The sequence below is a fragment of the Thalassobacter stenotrophicus genome (genome assembly GCF_001458315.1).
Classification (GTDB): domain Bacteria; phylum Pseudomonadota; class Alphaproteobacteria; order Rhodobacterales; family Rhodobacteraceae; genus Thalassobacter; species Thalassobacter stenotrophicus.
Genome location: NZ_CYRX01000025.1, coordinates 57,597 through 74,624 on the forward strand (window position 1 = coordinate 57,597; position 17,028 = coordinate 74,624).

General features: G+C 57.2%; 16 protein-coding genes. 4 read left to right on the forward strand and 12 right to left on the reverse strand.

The features are described 5' to 3' along the window. Window positions 1-202: 202 nt before the first annotated feature. The 4 genes from THS5294_RS07350 (at window position 203) to THS5294_RS07365 (ending at window position 7,032) form a co-directional block, all read left to right on the forward strand. Window positions 203-1,759 (forward strand): class I SAM-dependent DNA methyltransferase, encoded by a 1,557-nt coding sequence (locus tag THS5294_RS07350; protein ID WP_058123233.1) that lies wholly within the window; start codon window positions 203-205, stop codon window positions 1,757-1,759. Continuing rightward, a complete protein-coding gene (locus tag THS5294_RS07355; RefSeq protein ID WP_058123234.1) occupies window positions 1,756-3,117 on the forward strand; it encodes a restriction endonuclease subunit S in 1,362 nt (453 codons plus the stop codon). Before THS5294_RS07350 ends, THS5294_RS07355 begins: the two co-directional genes overlap by 4 nt. Before the next feature lie 143 nt (window positions 3,118-3,260). Beyond that, entirely contained in the window at window positions 3,261-3,809 is a 549-nt protein-coding gene (locus tag THS5294_RS07360; protein WP_158508585.1) for a hypothetical protein, read from the forward strand. Window positions 3,810-3,891: 82 nt separating this feature from the next. Further along, on the forward strand, window positions 3,892-7,032 hold the full coding sequence (locus THS5294_RS07365) for a type I restriction endonuclease subunit R (RefSeq protein WP_058123236.1): 3,141 nt from the start codon (window positions 3,892-3,894) through the stop codon (window positions 7,030-7,032). 195 nt (window positions 7,033-7,227) lie between these two features. Here the strand turns inward: THS5294_RS07365 and THS5294_RS07370 are convergent, their stop codons facing one another. From THS5294_RS07370 to THS5294_RS07430, 12 genes are all read right to left on the reverse strand, one after another. Next, window positions 7,228-7,629, reverse strand: coding sequence for a hypothetical protein (locus THS5294_RS07370; RefSeq protein WP_058123237.1), 402 nt, complete (start codon window positions 7,627-7,629; stop codon window positions 7,228-7,230). Window positions 7,630-8,128: 499 nt separating this feature from the next. Then, on the reverse strand, window positions 8,129-9,358 hold the full coding sequence (locus THS5294_RS07375) for a radical SAM/SPASM domain-containing protein (RefSeq protein ID WP_058123238.1): 1,230 nt from the start codon (window positions 9,356-9,358) through the stop codon (window positions 8,129-8,131). Further along, the gene (locus THS5294_RS07380) at window positions 9,358-9,990 is read right to left on the reverse strand and encodes a hypothetical protein (RefSeq protein WP_058123239.1); all 633 of its coding nucleotides are present in this window, start codon (window positions 9,988-9,990) and stop codon (window positions 9,358-9,360) included. The genes THS5294_RS07375 and THS5294_RS07380 overlap by 1 nt, the downstream gene beginning before the upstream one ends. 276 nt (window positions 9,991-10,266) lie before the next feature. Continuing rightward, the gene (locus tag THS5294_RS07385) at window positions 10,267-11,007 is read right to left on the reverse strand and encodes a hypothetical protein (RefSeq protein ID WP_058123240.1); all 741 of its coding nucleotides are present in this window, start codon (window positions 11,005-11,007) and stop codon (window positions 10,267-10,269) included. Then, window positions 11,007-11,912 carry a hypothetical protein gene (locus THS5294_RS07390; RefSeq protein ID WP_058123241.1) on the reverse strand — a complete coding sequence of 302 codons (906 nt, stop codon included), beginning with the start codon at window positions 11,910-11,912 and terminating at the stop codon, window positions 11,007-11,009. Before THS5294_RS07390 ends, THS5294_RS07385 begins: the two co-directional genes overlap by 1 nt. Continuing rightward, window positions 11,909-13,195: a tail fiber domain-containing protein gene (locus THS5294_RS18755; protein ID WP_058123242.1), complete on the reverse strand. Its 1,287-nt coding sequence runs from the start codon at window positions 13,193-13,195 to the stop codon at window positions 11,909-11,911. The genes THS5294_RS07390 and THS5294_RS18755 overlap by 4 nt, the downstream gene beginning before the upstream one ends. Further along, a complete protein-coding gene (locus THS5294_RS07400) occupies window positions 13,192-13,785 on the reverse strand; it encodes a tail fiber domain-containing protein (RefSeq protein WP_058123243.1) in 594 nt (197 codons plus the stop codon). The genes THS5294_RS18755 and THS5294_RS07400 overlap by 4 nt, the downstream gene beginning before the upstream one ends. Window positions 13,786-13,850: 65 nt before the next feature. After that, window positions 13,851-14,666, reverse strand: a complete 816-nt coding sequence (locus tag THS5294_RS07405; RefSeq protein ID WP_058123244.1) for a phage tail fiber repeat family protein — start codon at window positions 14,664-14,666, stop codon at window positions 13,851-13,853. 204 nt (window positions 14,667-14,870) lie between these two features. Further along, window positions 14,871-15,221, reverse strand: coding sequence for a hypothetical protein (locus THS5294_RS07415; protein ID WP_058123246.1), 351 nt, complete (start codon window positions 15,219-15,221; stop codon window positions 14,871-14,873). Window positions 15,222-15,335: 114 nt separating this feature from the next. Continuing rightward, window positions 15,336-15,611, reverse strand: coding sequence for a hypothetical protein (locus THS5294_RS18230; RefSeq protein ID WP_058123247.1), 276 nt, complete (start codon window positions 15,609-15,611; stop codon window positions 15,336-15,338). Continuing rightward, window positions 15,608-16,546, reverse strand: a complete 939-nt coding sequence (locus tag THS5294_RS07425) for a C40 family peptidase (protein ID WP_058123248.1) — start codon at window positions 16,544-16,546, stop codon at window positions 15,608-15,610. Before THS5294_RS07425 ends, THS5294_RS18230 begins: the two co-directional genes overlap by 4 nt. Before the next feature lie 111 nt (window positions 16,547-16,657). Beyond that, window positions 16,658-16,981, reverse strand: coding sequence for a hypothetical protein (locus THS5294_RS07430; protein WP_058123249.1), 324 nt, complete (start codon window positions 16,979-16,981; stop codon window positions 16,658-16,660). Window positions 16,982-17,028 lie beyond the last annotated feature (47 nt).

Genomic DNA, 17,028 nt, shown 5'->3' on the forward strand with positions numbered 1-17,028 from the left:
GTTTTCGAAGGTTAGGCTATAGGTGCGGGAGAGTTGGCCCCTTTGAAATCTTTGATGAATTTTCGCGCAGTCCCGCACCCTTATTGGCGGTTATTGCTCCGATAAAAAGGGCCGGATCGCGTGCGTACATATCAGATGGACAGTCAAAGCGGAGTCGGATTAGGCTCCGCTAAGAAGCAGAATAAAATTCGAGAATTAATTTATGTCCAGTCATGCGCGCCAATCCGACCTCGACTTCGCGGCGGATCTCTTCAAAGCAGCCGATAAAATGCGTGGGGGGTTGGAGCCGTCAGAATATAAGCACGTAGCACTTGGCCTGATCTTCCTAAAATACATCTCAGAGGCCTTTCAGGCGATGCATGACAAGCTCGCTGAAGATGAACTCGCCGACCCCGAAGACCCCGAAGAATACTTGGCGGAGCGTGTCTTCTGGGTTCCAGAAACGGCGCGCTGGTCCCATCTCCAGCAAAACGCGCGCTCAGAAAACATCGGTAAAATTATCGATGACGCGATGGAGGCCATCGAAGCCGAACCAGCCAACGAGACACTGAAAGGTGTTCTGCCCAAGAACTATGCGCGCCCAACGCTCGACAAGACCATGCTGGGGGAGTTGGTTGATCTCTTTTCCAATGTCAAAATGCACGACGACGCGGATCGAGCGCGTGATCTCCTTGGCCGGGTCTACGAATACTTCATCTCGGGCTTTGCGAGCGCCGAAGGCAAGCGCGGTGGGGAGTTCTTCACGCCCCGCTCTGTCGTCCGCACGCTGGTCGAGATGCTCGAACCCTACCAAGGCCGCGTCTATGATCCCTGCTGCGGCTCAGGCGGCATGTTTATCCAGTCTGAGAAGTTCATCGCGGACCACGGCGGCAACCCTCTGAACCTCTCGGTTTATGGGCAGGAGATCAACCACACGACATGGCGACTGGCCAAGATGAACCTTGCCGTCCATGGCATAGACGCGGATATCGCCTGGGACAGTGCGGGGACATTTCATAAGGCCGCGCACCCTGGGTTGAAGGCTGACTACATTCTCGCCAACCCACCCTTCAACATCTCGGATTGGGGCGGTGAGCGGTTGTTGGAAGATGACCGCTGGCAATATGGCATCCCGCCCAAGGGCAACGCGAACTTTGGCTGGATACAACACATCATCCACCACCTCGCCCCGCGCGGCCATGCGGGCGTGGTGCTCGCCAATGGCTCCATGTCGTCGCAGTCCAGCGGTGAGGGCGAGATCAGGAAACGCCTAATCGAGGAAGACCGCGTCGATTGCATGGTCGCCCTGCCGGGGCAATTGTTCTATTCCACGCAAATTCCCGTCTGCCTATGGATTTTGAGCCGGGACAAATCTGCCAACGGGCTGCGCGACCGGCGCGGCGAGGTGCTGTTCATCGACGCCCGCAACAAAGGCCATATGGTGGACCGAGTGCGGCGCGAGTTCTCAGACGACGACATAGAGAGTATCGCAGGCACCTACCGCCGCTGGCGTGCCAAGCCCGAGACGCTGGAGGAGAAAGGCTGGGAGGGCTACACCGACACGCCGGGGTTTTGCAAATCCGAAGGGCTGGAGACCATCCGCAAGTTCGACCACGTGCTGACGCCGGGGCGGTATGTGGGCGCGGCGGATGTAGAGAGTGACGGGGTGTCGTTTGAGGAGAAGTTTGGCGTTCTTGCGTCTCAACTGTCGGACCAGATTGCTTCAGGAGATCAACTGTCAGAGCGTATTCGGGATATGGTCAAAGGCGTAGCGCAATGAGCGCCGAAGCTTTGTTCCCTTTGAAGCAAAATTGGGAGGTTACGACGCTCGGTGATGTTGCTGTTCGTGGTGGCGGATCGATACAAACAGGGCCATTCGGCAGTCAACTGCACGCGTCTGATTATGTTGATCAAGGAATTCCGTCGATAATGCCTCAAAACATTACGACGGATCGAATATCGGCAGAAGGCATTGCCCGGATTACCGAGCAAGATGCAAATCGACTATCCAAGTATAGAGTTCGAAAAGGCGACATTGTTTATAGTCGACGTGGTGATGTTGAGCGTCGTGCTTTGGTTCGGCAGGAAAACGATGGGTGGCTTTGTGGCACTGGATGCTTAAAAGTAAGCTTTGGATACGGTGTCGTCGTTCCTGAATATGCAGCGTTCTACTTGAGCCATCCCGCATCCAAAGCTTGGGTCGTGCAACACGCGGTGGGCGCGACCATGCCCAATCTAAATACTTCCATTCTTTCCGCACTACCATTCGTGTTGCCACCAATCGAGATTCAGGAAGATATCGCGGCTGCGCTAAGTACCCTCGAAGACAAGATCGAGCTGAACCGGCAGATGAATGAGACGTTGGAAGAGATGGCGCGGGCGTTGTTTCGGGATTGGTTTGTCGATTTCGGCCCCACCCGCCGCCAGATGGAGGGCGCAACCGACCCCGCCGTCATCATGGGCCAAGCCTTCCCCCCCGAAAAAGCCGCCACCCTCGCGCCGCTGTTTCCTGTAGAGTTGGGGGATGATGGCTTGCCGGTGGGGTGGGAGGAGCGCCCGCTGAGCAGTGTTGTCGAGCAGCAAAAGCAATCAGTTAAACCAGATCAGTACCTCCACGAGGTATTCGAGCATTTTAGCTTGCCAGCCTTCGACAAGGCCAAATGGCCGACGCTCGAAAAAGGTTCAGAGATCAAGAGTAACAAAACGTCAGTTCCGCCAAACGCGCTATTGGTCTCCAAGCTCAACCCACGCATTGAGCGCGTGTGGGTCCCTCAGTCTGCAGGTCAACATCGTCTGATTTGCTCGACTGAGTTTCTGTGCTTCAAGCCGTCATCGGACCTAGGGCTGGCGACGGTAGAAGCGTTGTTCCGCTCGGACAAGATGCGCGAGAAAATGGCCTCAATGGTCACGGGAACGTCGAACAGCCATCAGCGCGTGCCGCCTAAGGTTTTGATGCAGGCGGACGTGTTACTGCCAGAAGACTGCGGAGCGGCATTTGAGGCGGTAGCTTTGCCGCTGCTGCAAAAACGCCAAGCCAACGAACAAGAAAACCAAACCCTCGCCGCCCTCCGCGACCTTCTTTTGCCCAAGCTCATGTCCGGCGAAATCCGCCTGAAAGACGCGGAGGCGCTGGTGTGAGCGTCCCCTCCCCAACGCTTCAGTTACTGCTTCGCCTTGGGTTTGTTGAGCAAGCGCCGGAGTGGGGAATGCCCTGTGTCTCCTACGAGCTGCCACATTTAACCCTGACATGTTGTGATGGGATCAATAAGCATTTTCGGGAGGTGGTTTTAGTTTCAGGCATCTACAATAACGGTCGCTCTCTGTCCGAAATCAGTTATCAAATCCCGCCTGATCTTTCAACGGACGAAAACGCGGCGGCTTGGTTGGTCTACGTCTTGAGACGAGACCTGGACGAGATTGGTCCCTTGCCTGATTGGGTCTCGCTTGGGCGCGCCAATCAGATGCTCGTCCCGATGGTCGCTGAGCAAGAGGCATATAGGAACAGGCCTGCTTGCAACATCGAGGCCGATTTTGCCCGCATTCTCCGTGCGCGTATGACCGCCCTGATTGCGGAACTTGCAAGCGATGCCTCGCTTCGGATCGAGTTTGACGGATCAATGCTGCAAGCTGTTGTGAACAAGGAAGCTGTCAAAGTTCCCGCTGAAGGCATTGCATGGACCGGACACATCGTCGTTCCTAGTGCAAATGCCTTTAAGTTTCCAAAGCGGATAGCGGCGCAGGGAACCACTTTGGACTTTTGGGACGGTTTGATGGGTCTTGGCAGACGAGGTTACCACGCGGAATGGGTGGAGGATGGTGGTCATGGCTGACCTGGTGCGCATATGCTCTCTAGATAGGTGGCAGGGGACAAGAACTAACACCGGCTTGGCCATTTTCTGAGGAGAAACCGATTTGAGCTTCACTGAAGACCTTGTCGAACAAGTGGCTCTGGGCATCCTCCAGGAGTTGGGTTGGCGCTATGAGAACCCTGTTTCGATTGCTCCGGATGGGCCGGAGAGGCTGCGGGTGTCCAACACAGAGACTGTCTTGTCCGGGGTGCTGGAAGCCGCGGCGAGGCGGCTGAACCCAAGCATCCCGGATGACGCTCTACACGTCGCGCTAAAGCAAGTGCAGGTGTCCGAGACGCCATCGCTGATAGAAGAGAACCGCCGCATCCACCGTATGCTCGTAGATGGCGTCGACGTCGAGTATCGCCGCCCTGATGGCTCGATCAAAGGCGACAAGGTGCGTCTGATCGACTTTGGCGAACCTGCCAACAATGACCTGATGGTCACGAACCAGTTCACCGTAGTTGAGGGGGGGCACAATCGCCGCCCGGATGTGGTGGCTTTCGTGAACGGGCTGCCCCTGGTGGTGATCGAACTCAAGAACGCCGCCAGCGAAAACGCGACAATCGAAGATGCTTTCAATCAGCTACAAACCTACAAGGCCCAAATTCCATCTCTGTTCCGCACCAATGCCGCTCTAATCACCTCAGACGGGCTGCTGGCTCGTGTTGGTTCGCTGAGTGCGGGTGAGGACCGTTTCATGCCCTGGCGGACCGTGACGGGCGCGCAGGATGACTTCACACCTGAAGGGCCGAAAGAGATGGAGACGCTCCTTCGTGGTCTCATGCAGCCAGAAAACCTGCTGCAGTTGGTGCGGGACTTCACCGTGTTTGGCGACAAGGGTGATGGAGTTTTCAAGATCATTGCCGGGTATCACCAGTTCCACGGCGCGCGGAAGGCTCTCACCAGCGCAGTCAAAGCGGTGGATGAACACGGAGACCGCAAGGTCGGCGTGATCTGGCACACACAAGGCTCCGGTAAAAGCTTTTTGATGGCATTCTTCGCGGGGCTTCTGGTCAGAGCACCTGAGATGCAAAACCCGACTATCCTTGTTGTCACCGATCGCAATGATCTGGATGATCAGCTTTACGGCACCTTTTCTTTATGTCGTGACTTGGTTCGCCAGACCCCGGAGCAGATCGCAGATAGGGATGATCTACGCCAAAAATTGGATCGGCGATCTGGTGGCGTTATCTTTTCTACGCTGCAAAAGTTTTCGCCGATGGCAGGGGAGGAAGACTTCCCGATGCTCTCTGACCGCCGCAACATCGTTGTTATCGCGGACGAAGCGCACCGTAGCCAATATGGGTTTGATGCTAAGCTAGATCGCACCACTGGCGCCCGCAAATATGGTTATGCGCATTATTTGCGGCAGGCCTTACCAAATGCTTCTTTCGCCGGGTTCACGGGAACGCCAATCGAAGCCGCTGACGTAAACACGCCAGCCGTTTTCGGCGACTACGTCGATGTGTACGACATCAGTAGAGCTGTGGAAGACAAGTCTACCGTTCCGATCTACTACGAGAGCCGTCTTGCGCGGGTAGAGCTCGAAACAGAGAAGCTGCCTGAGATTGACGCCGCCGTTGACGCATTGTTCGACGATGAAACTATCTCTGAACAGGAGAAGGCTAAATCGAACTGGAGCAGCGTAGAGCGCCTTGTTGGCGCACCACCAAGACTGGACATAGTCGCTCAGGACATAGTCGATCATTTCGAAGATCGGCTTGAGGCCATGGCCGGTAAGGGCATGATTGTCTGCATGAGCCGCGCTATTTGTGTGGATCTCTATAGTCGAATAACAGCACTACGCCCTGATTGGCATTCAGAGGATGACAAAGAGGGGGCGATCAAAGTCGTGATGACTGGGTCGGCTTCTGATCCGCTGGAGTGGCAGCAGCATATTGGGAGCAAGATGCGCCGCGACCTCTTGGCTAAGCGAGCGCGCAATCCGGCTGATCCTCTGAAGATGGTGATTGTTCGCGATATGTGGCTGACAGGTTTCGACGCGCCTTGCATGCACACAATGTATATCGACAAGCCGATGCGTGGTCATGGTCTAATGCAGGCGATTGCGAGGGTGAACCGAGTGTTCAAAGATAAGCCCGGCGGGCTTGTAGTGGACTACATCGGTATAGGCCAGAACTTGAAGAAGGCTCTTCAGAATTACACAGCAACTGACCGCGACCAAACCGGAATTGATGAGGAGGAAGCCGTTGCGGCGCTTCAGGAGTTGGTCGAGCGAAGTCAAAACTTCTTTTCAGGCTTTGACTATCGTGCAGGTATCGATGGGGCGCCCCAGGACCGCCTACAGGCCCTCGCTGGAGCCATGGAGTGGGCTTTAGAAAAGCAGAAGGCGCGTGCTGATAGCGCTCGTGACGAGAAGGCCAAGAAAGCGGAGCTGACGTACTACGCCGACTTGGTCTCAAACCTGTCCAAGGCCTTCGCGCTGGGATCGGCTAGCGACTATGCCCAATCGGTCAAAGAGGAAGTTGGGTTTTTCCAAGCCGTGCGTGCGGCTTTGTCAAAGACATCACCAAAGTCTGGGATGAGTAAACGTGAGAAAGAGTTCGCTATTGGTCAGTTGATTTCTGATGCCATAGCGGATGCCAGCATCATCGATGTCCTTGCTGCGGCAGGCATGCGCACGCCTGAAATCTCTGTGCTGTCTGAAGAATTCTTGTCCGAAATCCAAAACATGGAGCACAAAAACCTCGCACTAGAGGCGTTGCGCAAGCTATTGGCTGGAGAAATCAAGGCGCGGCAGCAGAAGAACGTCGTCGAGGCAAAAGCCTTTTCAGAGCGGCTAGAAGCCGCTGTCGCGCGCTATCATGCAAACGCCATCACGAGCCTTGAAATGATCCAAGAGCTGATTGACATGGCCAAGGATTTGCAAGCGTCTGTCCAGCGTGGTGACGATCTTGGCTTGGGCGAGGAAGAGCTAGCTTTCTATGACGCACTTGCTCAAAATGAGAGCGCCGTCGAAATGCTGGGCAACGAAGAATTGCGGAAGATTGCCCACGTCTTGGTCGAGCAGCTTCAGAAAAACGTGACAGTCGATTGGCACCTTAAGGAAAGCGCACGGGCAAAGCTCCGCATCTTAGTCCGCCGTATCCTCAAAAAGTACGGCTACCCCCCGGATTTAGCTCCGATTGCCATCACGACGGTCCTCGGGCAGGCAGAGACGCTGTTGAAGTGGGGCACATGACCCAAACTGTTACCGCTATATTCTTCCTGAACTTCAGTATGAGGTTGCTAGCGAGGTCCGAGGAGCCCCCTCGACCATCTCTCGACAGTTCGATCGGCAGCGCCAGAACCTATAAAGTGTCGGGCCAGTAGCGCAGTGATTACGCAGCCGGCACTCGTGACTATATAATCTACAGTGTTACCGTTTGATTGGCGATCATGACGACACTTTCATCTTTCCGCTAGCTGCCTGTGTACAAGCTGTCGTTACCCACTTCATGCCAATGCCGGCATCGTCGCCCTCAGAAGGCACATGAAAGGAAACGAGAGTGTTTCCACGGAGGCGTGCATAATATTGTTTGTAGCCTACATAGCCGCCCATCGCATTCTTTGCGTTTACGGTACCACAAACTATGATGTCCCCGGCACTAGTTTGGTAAATGACTGCGTCATCTTTGAACCGTGTTGCTTCTGGATCCCTCATTTTGTCGGCTACCAAACTTTGAACTGCCTTAACATGTCGTTGGTCGTTCGTTGGAGTTGTAGTCACCTCGATGGTATTGGGATCCACGCAAGCTGAAACCGTTAAAAGGAATGGTAATAAGAATAACTTTTTCATTATATCTCTCCTCTAAGCTGATACGCACATGAACCTTCTATCTAGTTGATATCAAAATGGTGGTGCGTCGCAACCCTGCGTATAAATTCTTGGCAATAGCGGAACCTTTAATGAAGCGACTGGCACCGTGCTTTGATATCGTAGGGGCTCCGAAGAAAATTATTACGTGATCTATTGCCGTTTTAAACGAAAATTGCTTCTCAGACCCTGCTAGCGAATGCTGACGAAAGTGCGCCAGGAATAATCTAAAGCAAGTTGCCCACTTTATGCGGTCAACTGAAGAGGGGGAAATGAACGCATTAATTTGCGTCGAAAAACTGGCGCATCACTAACATGTTAAGTAGCCGAAACAAAGTGGCTGGGTGGCTTCCCACGGCACGTTCGCCTCGAGACCTGCGTGAGAACAAAGGCCGCCGCGCCTGTTTCTCTCAACCCCAGCCGACTGACTGGACCGAGGGAGAGAAACCCAAAGGCCGCTTAAGAACAACGGTACGGAGCTTTACGCGGCTTTGACGTTTTCGATCTCCACCACAACCATCCCCGTCAGGTGCCACACGGCCGCCATCAAGATCCCCATATTAAACGCAAACTCGTTGGCGCAGCTCTGCTTGAAGAAGTCCCCCTCGAGGAACATGCAGGACCCCTTGCAGAGCTGGACAACGGGGCAAGCCATGCATTCCTCCCGAAACGAAAAGTGCGTCGAGGTGTTTAGCGCAATCGCGTCGAAGTCCTCGACGTGACCGATCTTGTGCTCGCCCTTTGCCCCGGTGTTTTGGCAAGTCATCACATTGCCGCGCAAATCGACCGCGATTGTGTCCTCCCGGTCCATCCCGCATTTCTGCCCGAGGCCATCAATGCTGCGGCGCCGTTGGATCGATTGGTAGAACTCGTCGATACGATCTCCGAGCCCAAAGGCTTGTGGGTCGTTTGCCAAGGCCTCAAACATCGATTGCGTGAGGCCTCGGAGCTGGGCTGGCTCAAACCGTCCTGTGCCGAGCGCTGTGGCCGCGTCGTAGACGTTTACAACGCCCTCAAGGCCCACAAAAGCCTCAGGGCCCACCTTGTTAGCAAACCAATCTTGCAGCTCCTTCAGATCGTGGTGCTGCTGTGTGATCACGGCGTTAAAACCGACCATCCCCGGCCGTTCAGCTAGTAGCGCGTCGATCCAGCGGCGCTTCTCAGGTTCGTCCAAGGGATCAGGCCCGCGCAGATGCTGGCCCGGCCCGTCGTGCGAAATCGTGATGCCGATGTCGTACTTTGCGATGAAGTCGAGCTTTTCGCGGTCAAAGAGCGAGCCATTGGTGATGATGGAAAACCGGGCGTTGGGGAACCGCTCGGCTAGAGCCGGCAAAAGGCGTTTGATCTTTGCCCAGTAAACAAAAGGCTCGCCGCCCCACACCTCGATCTGCTCCGGTGCGTCCATCATCCAGCCTTCGAGCTTCGTGAGGAAGTTTTCAACGTCGCTGAGCTTTGAGATGGTTGCATCGGAGATTTGGAAGGCTTGGTTGCAATAGCTGCAGGCGTAGTTGCACGACAGGCCAAGCTGGATTTTCAACACGCGGGGCGCCCGGGATTTGCCGAGGGGCTTGTCTCTAGCCACCTTCGGCACCGAGGGAAACTCGCCGGGATCGACAGGCAGGGGCAGCCCTTCGCATTCGGAGGTGTGCGCGTTGTAGCGGATGGAACTTCTGGCACCATCAGGCGCCTCGAGGGTCAGATCAAACCACATCAGTCAAAAAGCCTTTCTTCGAGAGCATCTGGTAGGGTGACGCGGAAGTTCGCGACCACCTGCACATGGGGGGTGCAGCCCGCATGGGGGTGCTGGTTGTGAGGAACGTGGGAAGGAAAGAAGACCGACAGCCCAGGTCGCGGATTGACAGAGAACCCATGACGGCTCTCAAAGGGCAGCCGGGCTTCGTCAAAGTAGCGCGAGGGGTCCTCGATCACAAAGCGCGGGGTCCCAACGCTGTTGATAGGCTGGCCTGCTCCACCTCCTGTTAGGAAGTGGACACAAGTCAGATCGCCCTCCCGACTGTCTTTATGCGTGGAGATGAACCCGCCGGGGGCAATAACGAGTGCGCGGTTTTCGCAATGGTCGGGATCGAGGTATTTGGCCCAGGGACCAAGCACGGTCCGTGCACAATCAAAAAGATGGGCCTTGAGCGCTTGGCCAGCATCACTGCGCTCCAAGATCCCGCGCACCCGCCGCTTGGAGGCAGACGGGACGTCATGAGCTTCACTCCAACCAACAGCCGCAATAGCCTCATCCGCCAGCTGTCGGTTCACCGCCCAATCCACGGGCGTCTCAAAGAAGCTAACCCGGGTAGGCCAAAGCTCGAGGCTGGTTCTGCGCACCTCCATGCTCAGCACCGGCAATTACAGTTGCAATTGAAGTATTTCCGAACAGTTGAAACCGTAACCGCGCCACTTGTGCCGCCTCCAGAAAGACTTTCGACGTAGCAGTTTGGAGTGCAATTGCAGTTGCTATTATAATGTTGCGGAATTCGAACGCCTGAACCGGAGTTGCCATTACTAACGCTCACGCTTGTAATGTCACCCGCACCAATGGCTGGCTTCCCGCTGATGCGGGACCAATCGATGGTACCGCTGTCGCTGATCACGATGGTTGAGCCGACTTTATAGGCCATGGGGGCCTCCTTGCGTTTGATGGGCTAGGATCTCGGTGAGCCCAGCCTTGCAGTGAGAATTGGGCAGGTTGATCGAGCAAAGCACCGGAATGCACATGCGCTCTTCACCCTCGAAATACGTGCTGTCGTGGGGCACGTGGCCCTCGAAGACGATCATGGAGCCGGTGCAGGGCTCGACCGCGTACCAGCCGCCGACGTAGGCGTCGGGGTTGTTGCACGGCCAGAGGCGCTTGCCGATGTTTGCCGGATCGTAAAAACGCACTGCGCCTCGATGCAGGGACGTGTCTGGGCAGTCCGCGTCCAGCGTCACCCGGGGATAATAGGTACAAACGATGTCGGTCTGGATATGGGTGTGGGTGTTGATCCCCACGTTTTCCTTGTCAGCCCGGCGCTGCCAAAAGGTGTCGGACATCATCGAGATATCCCCGGTGTGCGCGTATCCATAGGCGAGTTGCAGATATTCGCGCACCGCCGCCGAAACCATTTGTGCAAGAGCTGCGACTTCTGGGCCTTTACGGTCCATCAGGAAGTTGTGGCGTAGATGACCGAGGTGGTTGGTTTGATCCCCCACATTGCGCCCGTCACCGGCGTCTTGAATGCGGTTGGCCACGGCATCCTCGGCCGCCAGCCCATAGAGCCGGTCGTTGAAGCCCTCGGGCATGTCCCAATGCTTGTGCATCACAAAGGCCGGGTAAATCATCTGCAGTTCAGTGGTGGTGGCGATCTCCATCACACGACCTCCACAATGATCTTGCCGATGGCGGTGTAATGTTCGGTGTTCACCTTGACCGAGATCCGGTCGCCGGGGCGGAGGCCCAGAGCCTCAATCGCAAAGCTTCCTTGCCCCTGCGCGTCGGTCGCTAAACGGCGTTTAGGCAAATACCCTGCGTCGCTGTCCAGCTTAAGTGTCAGCGCATGGGGGCAGGGCGCCCCATCCCCGTTCCACTTTAACGTAATGGGCACATCTGCTCGGCCGCCGGCGGGCACAGGCACGACCTCCGTTCCCACCGCGTGGAAGTAGAACTGCTTAAACCAGACCCCATCGTTCGGGATCGTCGCATCATCAATGCGCCCGGCGACCGAGGTTCCGTTCAGCAAGATCGGGTCTTGATCGCAGAGCAACTCGACGCGCGCTCCGGACAATGGCCCGGCGATAGGCATAAAGATCACAAGGGCGTTTGACGCCTGTGTCCGTGCCCGGTGCCGGAAAGAATAGTCCACCTTCTCGCGCGCAGATTGGGCAAAGCGGTTGCGCCACGGCAAAGGGAAGCCGTTGTTGTCGGTCATGATATCGATCAGGGCGTAGTCGGTCAGCTCATCGTGCCCGACCATGCCGTCGAGGAAGATGTAGGAGCGGCCCTTGTAGACCGCGCCACGGGGGCACCCGGGCAGGTCGCGCACAAAGACACCATTGCCCTCCAGATCGACAAAGCCGGCCTTGTTAAAGCTGTCCTGCGGCTTCTCGAGGGCCTCCTTCAAGTCTTGCCAAGCAATCTCGCCGATATAGTCAGGCGCGACCTGACCCTCTTGGCATGGCTCAAAAACACAGATGCCGGCGTAGGTATCCTGAACATCCACCGCGTAATGCAGCCGCGCTGTCGTGTTGTAGATGACGTGCAAACCTGTCTCGATCATCGGTCTTTGCCTTTCAGCTGCTCGACCTCGGCCGAGAGGTCTTTGATTGCCTCGACGAGAAGCCCTACGAGGTTGCCATATGCCAGTCGCAGCACGCCCTCTGCCTCGACGACGGCTTCAGGGGCGACGGCTTGGACGTCCTGAGCGATCAGGCCGATTTCTCGGCTTCCGCCCTCGATCATGTTGTAGGTAACGCCTCTTAGGGCCTGCACCTTTTGGAGCGCGTCAGAGATTGGCGTGACGTTTGTCTTCAGGCGCGCGTCGGAGGACGACACGAAGTTTGGGGCCGTTACGGTGCCGGAAAAGGTGGCACCTGAGAGCCGCGCAAATGAGCCGGCGTGCAGGCCATCTAGCTTGTCGGCATCGATGCCAGAACCAGAGCCGTCCACAGTTTTGAGCTTGTCGCGCACTTGAGCGGCTGTGTCTGGCGATCCGTTTGAACCCGCTGGCCCTTGAGGACCGACGGGGCCGGTCGCACCGGTGTTGCCCTTTGGTCCTGTGGCGCCTGTCGCCCCCTTCAGGTTTACATACCCACCCCAGGTCGATCCGGTGTAGAACCGCAGACTGGTCCCAGACCACTGATGCGCGGGTGTTGGGCCGGTTGCGCCCGTCGCGCCTTGCGGCCCGGTGGCACCGGTGTTTCCTTTCGGACCAGTGGGTCCTGTTGGACCGGCAGGGCCCTGCGGTCCTGTGGGGCCCGTTGCGCCGGTATTACCAGTGCTGCCTTTCGGACCGGTAGCACCCGTCGCGCCCTTGAGGTTTACGTAGGCTCCCCAAGTCGCCCCGTCGTAAAATCTCAGGCTTGTCCCTGACCATTGGTGATCTGGCGTCGGCCCTGTTGGTCCCGTTTGGCCTGTGTTTCCTTTATCACCTTTAGGCCCGGCCGCGCCGGCTGGCCCAACTAGGCCTTGTGGCCCGGTTGGTCCCGCTGCGCCCTGCTGTCCAGTGGCGCCCGTAATTCCCTTAGGCCCGGTTGCTCCAACTGGTCCTCGGGGGCCAATTGGGCCGTCGTCGCCCTTGGCTCCTTTGGCACCGGTGGCACCAGCGGGACCGGTAGCGCCTTGAGGGCCGGTCGGGCCTTGTGGGCCTTGCGGCCCTTGTGGGCCGGCCGATCCCGCTGGCCCTGTTTGGCCGAGTTCAATGATGCTTTCTGAGCCCGCCACTCGCTTGAGAAACAGCTTACCGTCCCGGACGTTGACCGCGAGCTCACCTTCTCCCAATTGGGCGGTGCTGGGAACGCGCCCTGCAACCGTTGTGCGCTTAAGACTGATGGTATTTGTCATCGCGCGTCCTCCTTGAACTTTTCGAATTCAGACGACAGCTCCTTAATCGCTTCGACCAAGAGCCCGACGAGGCTCCCGTAAGCGACCCGGAGCAGGTCATCGACTTCAAAGACCGCCTCGGGGGCGACGGCCTCCACATCTTGCGCGATGAGGCCCATTTGACGGCCTGCGCGGTCGTTCATCAAAAAGGTTGCGCCGGTCAAACGCTTAACCTTCTCAAGCGCGTCGGTGATCTCGGCAATGTCAGACTTCAGGCGAACATCGGACGAAGAGACAAAGTTTGGCGCCGTCACGACACCGGAAAATGTCGCCCCGGAAAGTTGAGCGAAGTCAGCTCCTTGCTTGCCATCCAAAAGGTCAGCATCGAGCCCAGAGCCCGCCCCATCGAGGCCTTTAACTCTGTTGAAGACGTCCTGCGAAGACAACGGCGGCGGGGTCGCATCGACGATGGTCTCCGTGCCGCTGACGTTGCGCTTAAAGAACATCTTGCCGTCGTGCGTGTTGACCGCCAGCTCCCCCAGCTCGAGCTGGGACGTTGTTGGAACCTTGCCCGGCACGGCTGAGCGCCGCATTTTAATCGTGCTTGCCATATGGCTGCCCTCTGGTTTCCCGCATGTGGGATGAAAGGGGCTTTAGCCGGCCCCTTTGTTTGGCTTCAGAATGTTCCGAAGTCGAAGTTGATGCCTTTGATTGCACCGCCCGAGATCGAAACGTTGCTCGAGGACTGCGTTGCCATCGTCCCAAGGCCAAGATTGCCTCGCGCGGCTCCGGCGCTGGTCAGGTCCGAAAGATTGGACGACTTGGACAGCTTTGAGGCCAACGCGTTTGTCACGGTTGCCGCAAAGTCTGGGTCGTCGCCCAAAGAGGCGGCCAGCTCGTTGAGCGTATCCAGCGCACCCGGGGCTGCATCGATCAGGGCGCTTATCGCGGCCTGCACAAACGCGGTGTTGGCGATCTGCGTGGTGTTTGTTCCTGCGGCCGCATTTGGTGCAGTTGGCGTCCCTGAAAGCGCAGGAGATGCTAAAGAAGCCTTGGCGTTGATCGCCGCCTGTAAACCTGACACGTTGCTGATTGCGTGGCCGTGGCTGTTTGCGGCTTTTCCGTCCAGCGCGCCTTGCAGCCCGGAAACTTCGGAAATGCTGTGACCATGGCTTGCATCAGATTTGTCCGCGAGGCCGTTATCAAATTGCGATTTGCGCACAAGGTCTGTGGAGCTCGAAGCATCTTGTGACGAGCGCGGCGCCGACGAAAAGGTCTTGCGACCGCTGATCGCCTGCGAGGTCGTGGCATCGACAAAGGCACCGCGCCCTGCGACGGGAACAACGGAAGTCGCACCGCCGGAGCCATCATCGCCCTTGCCGATGTAGAGCGTGTCATCGACCTCGTTGTGCGCGACTTCGCCTGATTTGAGGGATGCGGGGGCTCCCGCGTTGCCGGATACCCGGCGCTTAAACTGGATCGTGTTGGCCATCAGAAAAAGCCTCCGTTAATTGGTGCATCGGTTGGTAGGATTGTAATGCCCGGCTCGCCTTGGTCGCCGCGTTCGCCCTGTGGCCCCGGCGCTCCGTCTGGGCCCGGAAGGCCAAGAACTTTGACCCTGCTTGCGGCTTGCGCAACGCGTACCTTGACGCGCGAGGCGAGAACTGGGCCGGTTGAAGAAAAAACTTGGATTTCGTCAGTCATTGCGCCCCCGTGTCACTGGAAGCATCACCGGGACCTCGACAAAGAAATTGAGGTGCAACCGCGGTGACAAATCCTCCCGCACGACGTCAAAGATCACGCTGCCCGGCCGGATGTTTTCGGTGTCGGCCGCAGGGATCACAATTCTGATTTCCTTGTCTGAAAGGCGCACGATCCCGCCGTTGTCGGATGTGAGATCAGACGCGATCTGCTCAGAGGAGATCTTCTCCCGAACATGTGCCCGAAACTTACCGGCCTCCGGAAACAAAGCCGCGTCAGCCTCAACTTCAAGCGTGTAGGCGTAACCAATCAGGATGGAGGGGCCTTCAAAGGTGTTCGTGGTCATGGTTCCCATCCGCAATTTTGCTCGCCGAGCTCGTTATGGGCTACGATTTGGCCCATAGTCGTGTCGGTAAGCCGGTCATTTATTGAGGGTCGAATTGGATCAGCCCAGTCGCATTCACTCAGAAGGGGGCGAAGGTCTTTGCACCCAGCGGTTAAGCCTGCGCTTAAGATCAGCGCGATCTGCATTAAGAACCTCATGGCGGGTCTCCTTTGCGGCCTGCATCGCGCGGATGCGCGCGTCAGCCTTCCGAATTGCGAGCTCGGCCTCGGCCTCAAGTCGACCTTTGCGCACAAGCGCCATGGCGGCGAATGCAACGGCCGCTGCGAGCCCGATCCAGAGGGCCGTTTTCCGCCCGATCTCGAGCAAGAAGCTTGCGATCATCATGCTCATAAGGTCCGCCCCGTTCGGTGATCTTGAATGCGCGCGCTTCGCGCCTTCACTGCGTAGAGGATCAGGCCAATAAAAACGGCCGCACCGACCCAAGGCAGTGCCGCCGGCAGCCAAGCATCGAGGCCCAACGCGACGAAAACGCGGCTTGTCACATCGCGGGCGTTTTCTGCTTCGCTTAGCGCTGGGGCGATTTGAGAGCCCATGGAGCCGACAGCGCCGCACAAACCCAGACCAATTTGGGCGTTTGACGCTGCGATGATGCGGCTGTTGACCGGCACGCCGGTCTGGCGCTCTTTTGAAACCGCCCGGGGCTGGGCATTTTGCAGAGCATCCGAAAGCGTCCCGTCTATGATCGGTATAAGAGGCAAAGCATTGTCGTCACGAAACGCGAGGATCGCTGCTCGTGTTCGTGGACCCAGCAGGCCATCAGCCTCGCCCACCTCGTGGTAACCAAGCGCACGCAAGCGCGTTTGCACGCCATAAACGCTCATGGTGGCGGAAGGCGCAACGTTGCCAGCCCGCCGAATGCCTAAGAGCCGTGAGGTCGCGTATCTCTTCACATTGACCGCGTCTCCTTGATTACCACCAAGCACCGCAATGGACGCATCGCCAACCGGCCGAACGAAGAAGGCAACATGCCCCTGCCATCCGCTTGGATCGCCGCGCGAAAAGACGACTATGTCGCCTTCCTGAGCTTCGGAAAGCTCCACCGGCACACCCCAATCGAGATAGGATCGTGCGTTAAGCTTTCGGGTTGAGCGCAACCCTGCTTGCTCGATGCAATGTCCGACAAAAGCCGCGCACCAAGCGACGGCATCGTGCTCGACCCAATCGTGGCCGACCGTTGCGTACATCCCTAGAATTGTGGGGTTATTGGCCGCATCAGGCCCCTCTGTGGTGCCGATGTAGCTCTGGGCGATCTGAAACGGTGTCATGTGATCTCCAATCACCTCAACTGGCCGCTGAAACGGGGCAGGAGGCTGTTTGTGGCCTTTGTTGCATGGGGGTGGGTACGGAAAGCGTAGTGCGAGGCTGTAGAGACGCCTCTAGCGCCGCGAATTGTGGGACCCGTCGGAAAAGCGGTCGAGCAGAAACTCGTAGAGCCGGTCGATCTTGCCCTCGATCCCATCAAAGCGTTTTACGATTGCCGGCTGGTCGATCTTGGCGACCTCGATCTCTAGTGCGACGACCCTGCCACGAATGTCACCGACGTCGGTTTTGATCATTTCAATCTCACGCTCGGTAATGTCGTCGTCTGGCCGAATGGTGTGCCATAATTTGACGATGGCCAGCAGCGCGCCGGCCAAACCCCCAAGTCCGATGATGAAGTAAATCACTGTTGGAATGTTTCCGACCCAATCCTGCCCCATGTCTAAGTCCTTTGTCGTGGAAGTGCCCGCCTGCGCGGGGGTATTGG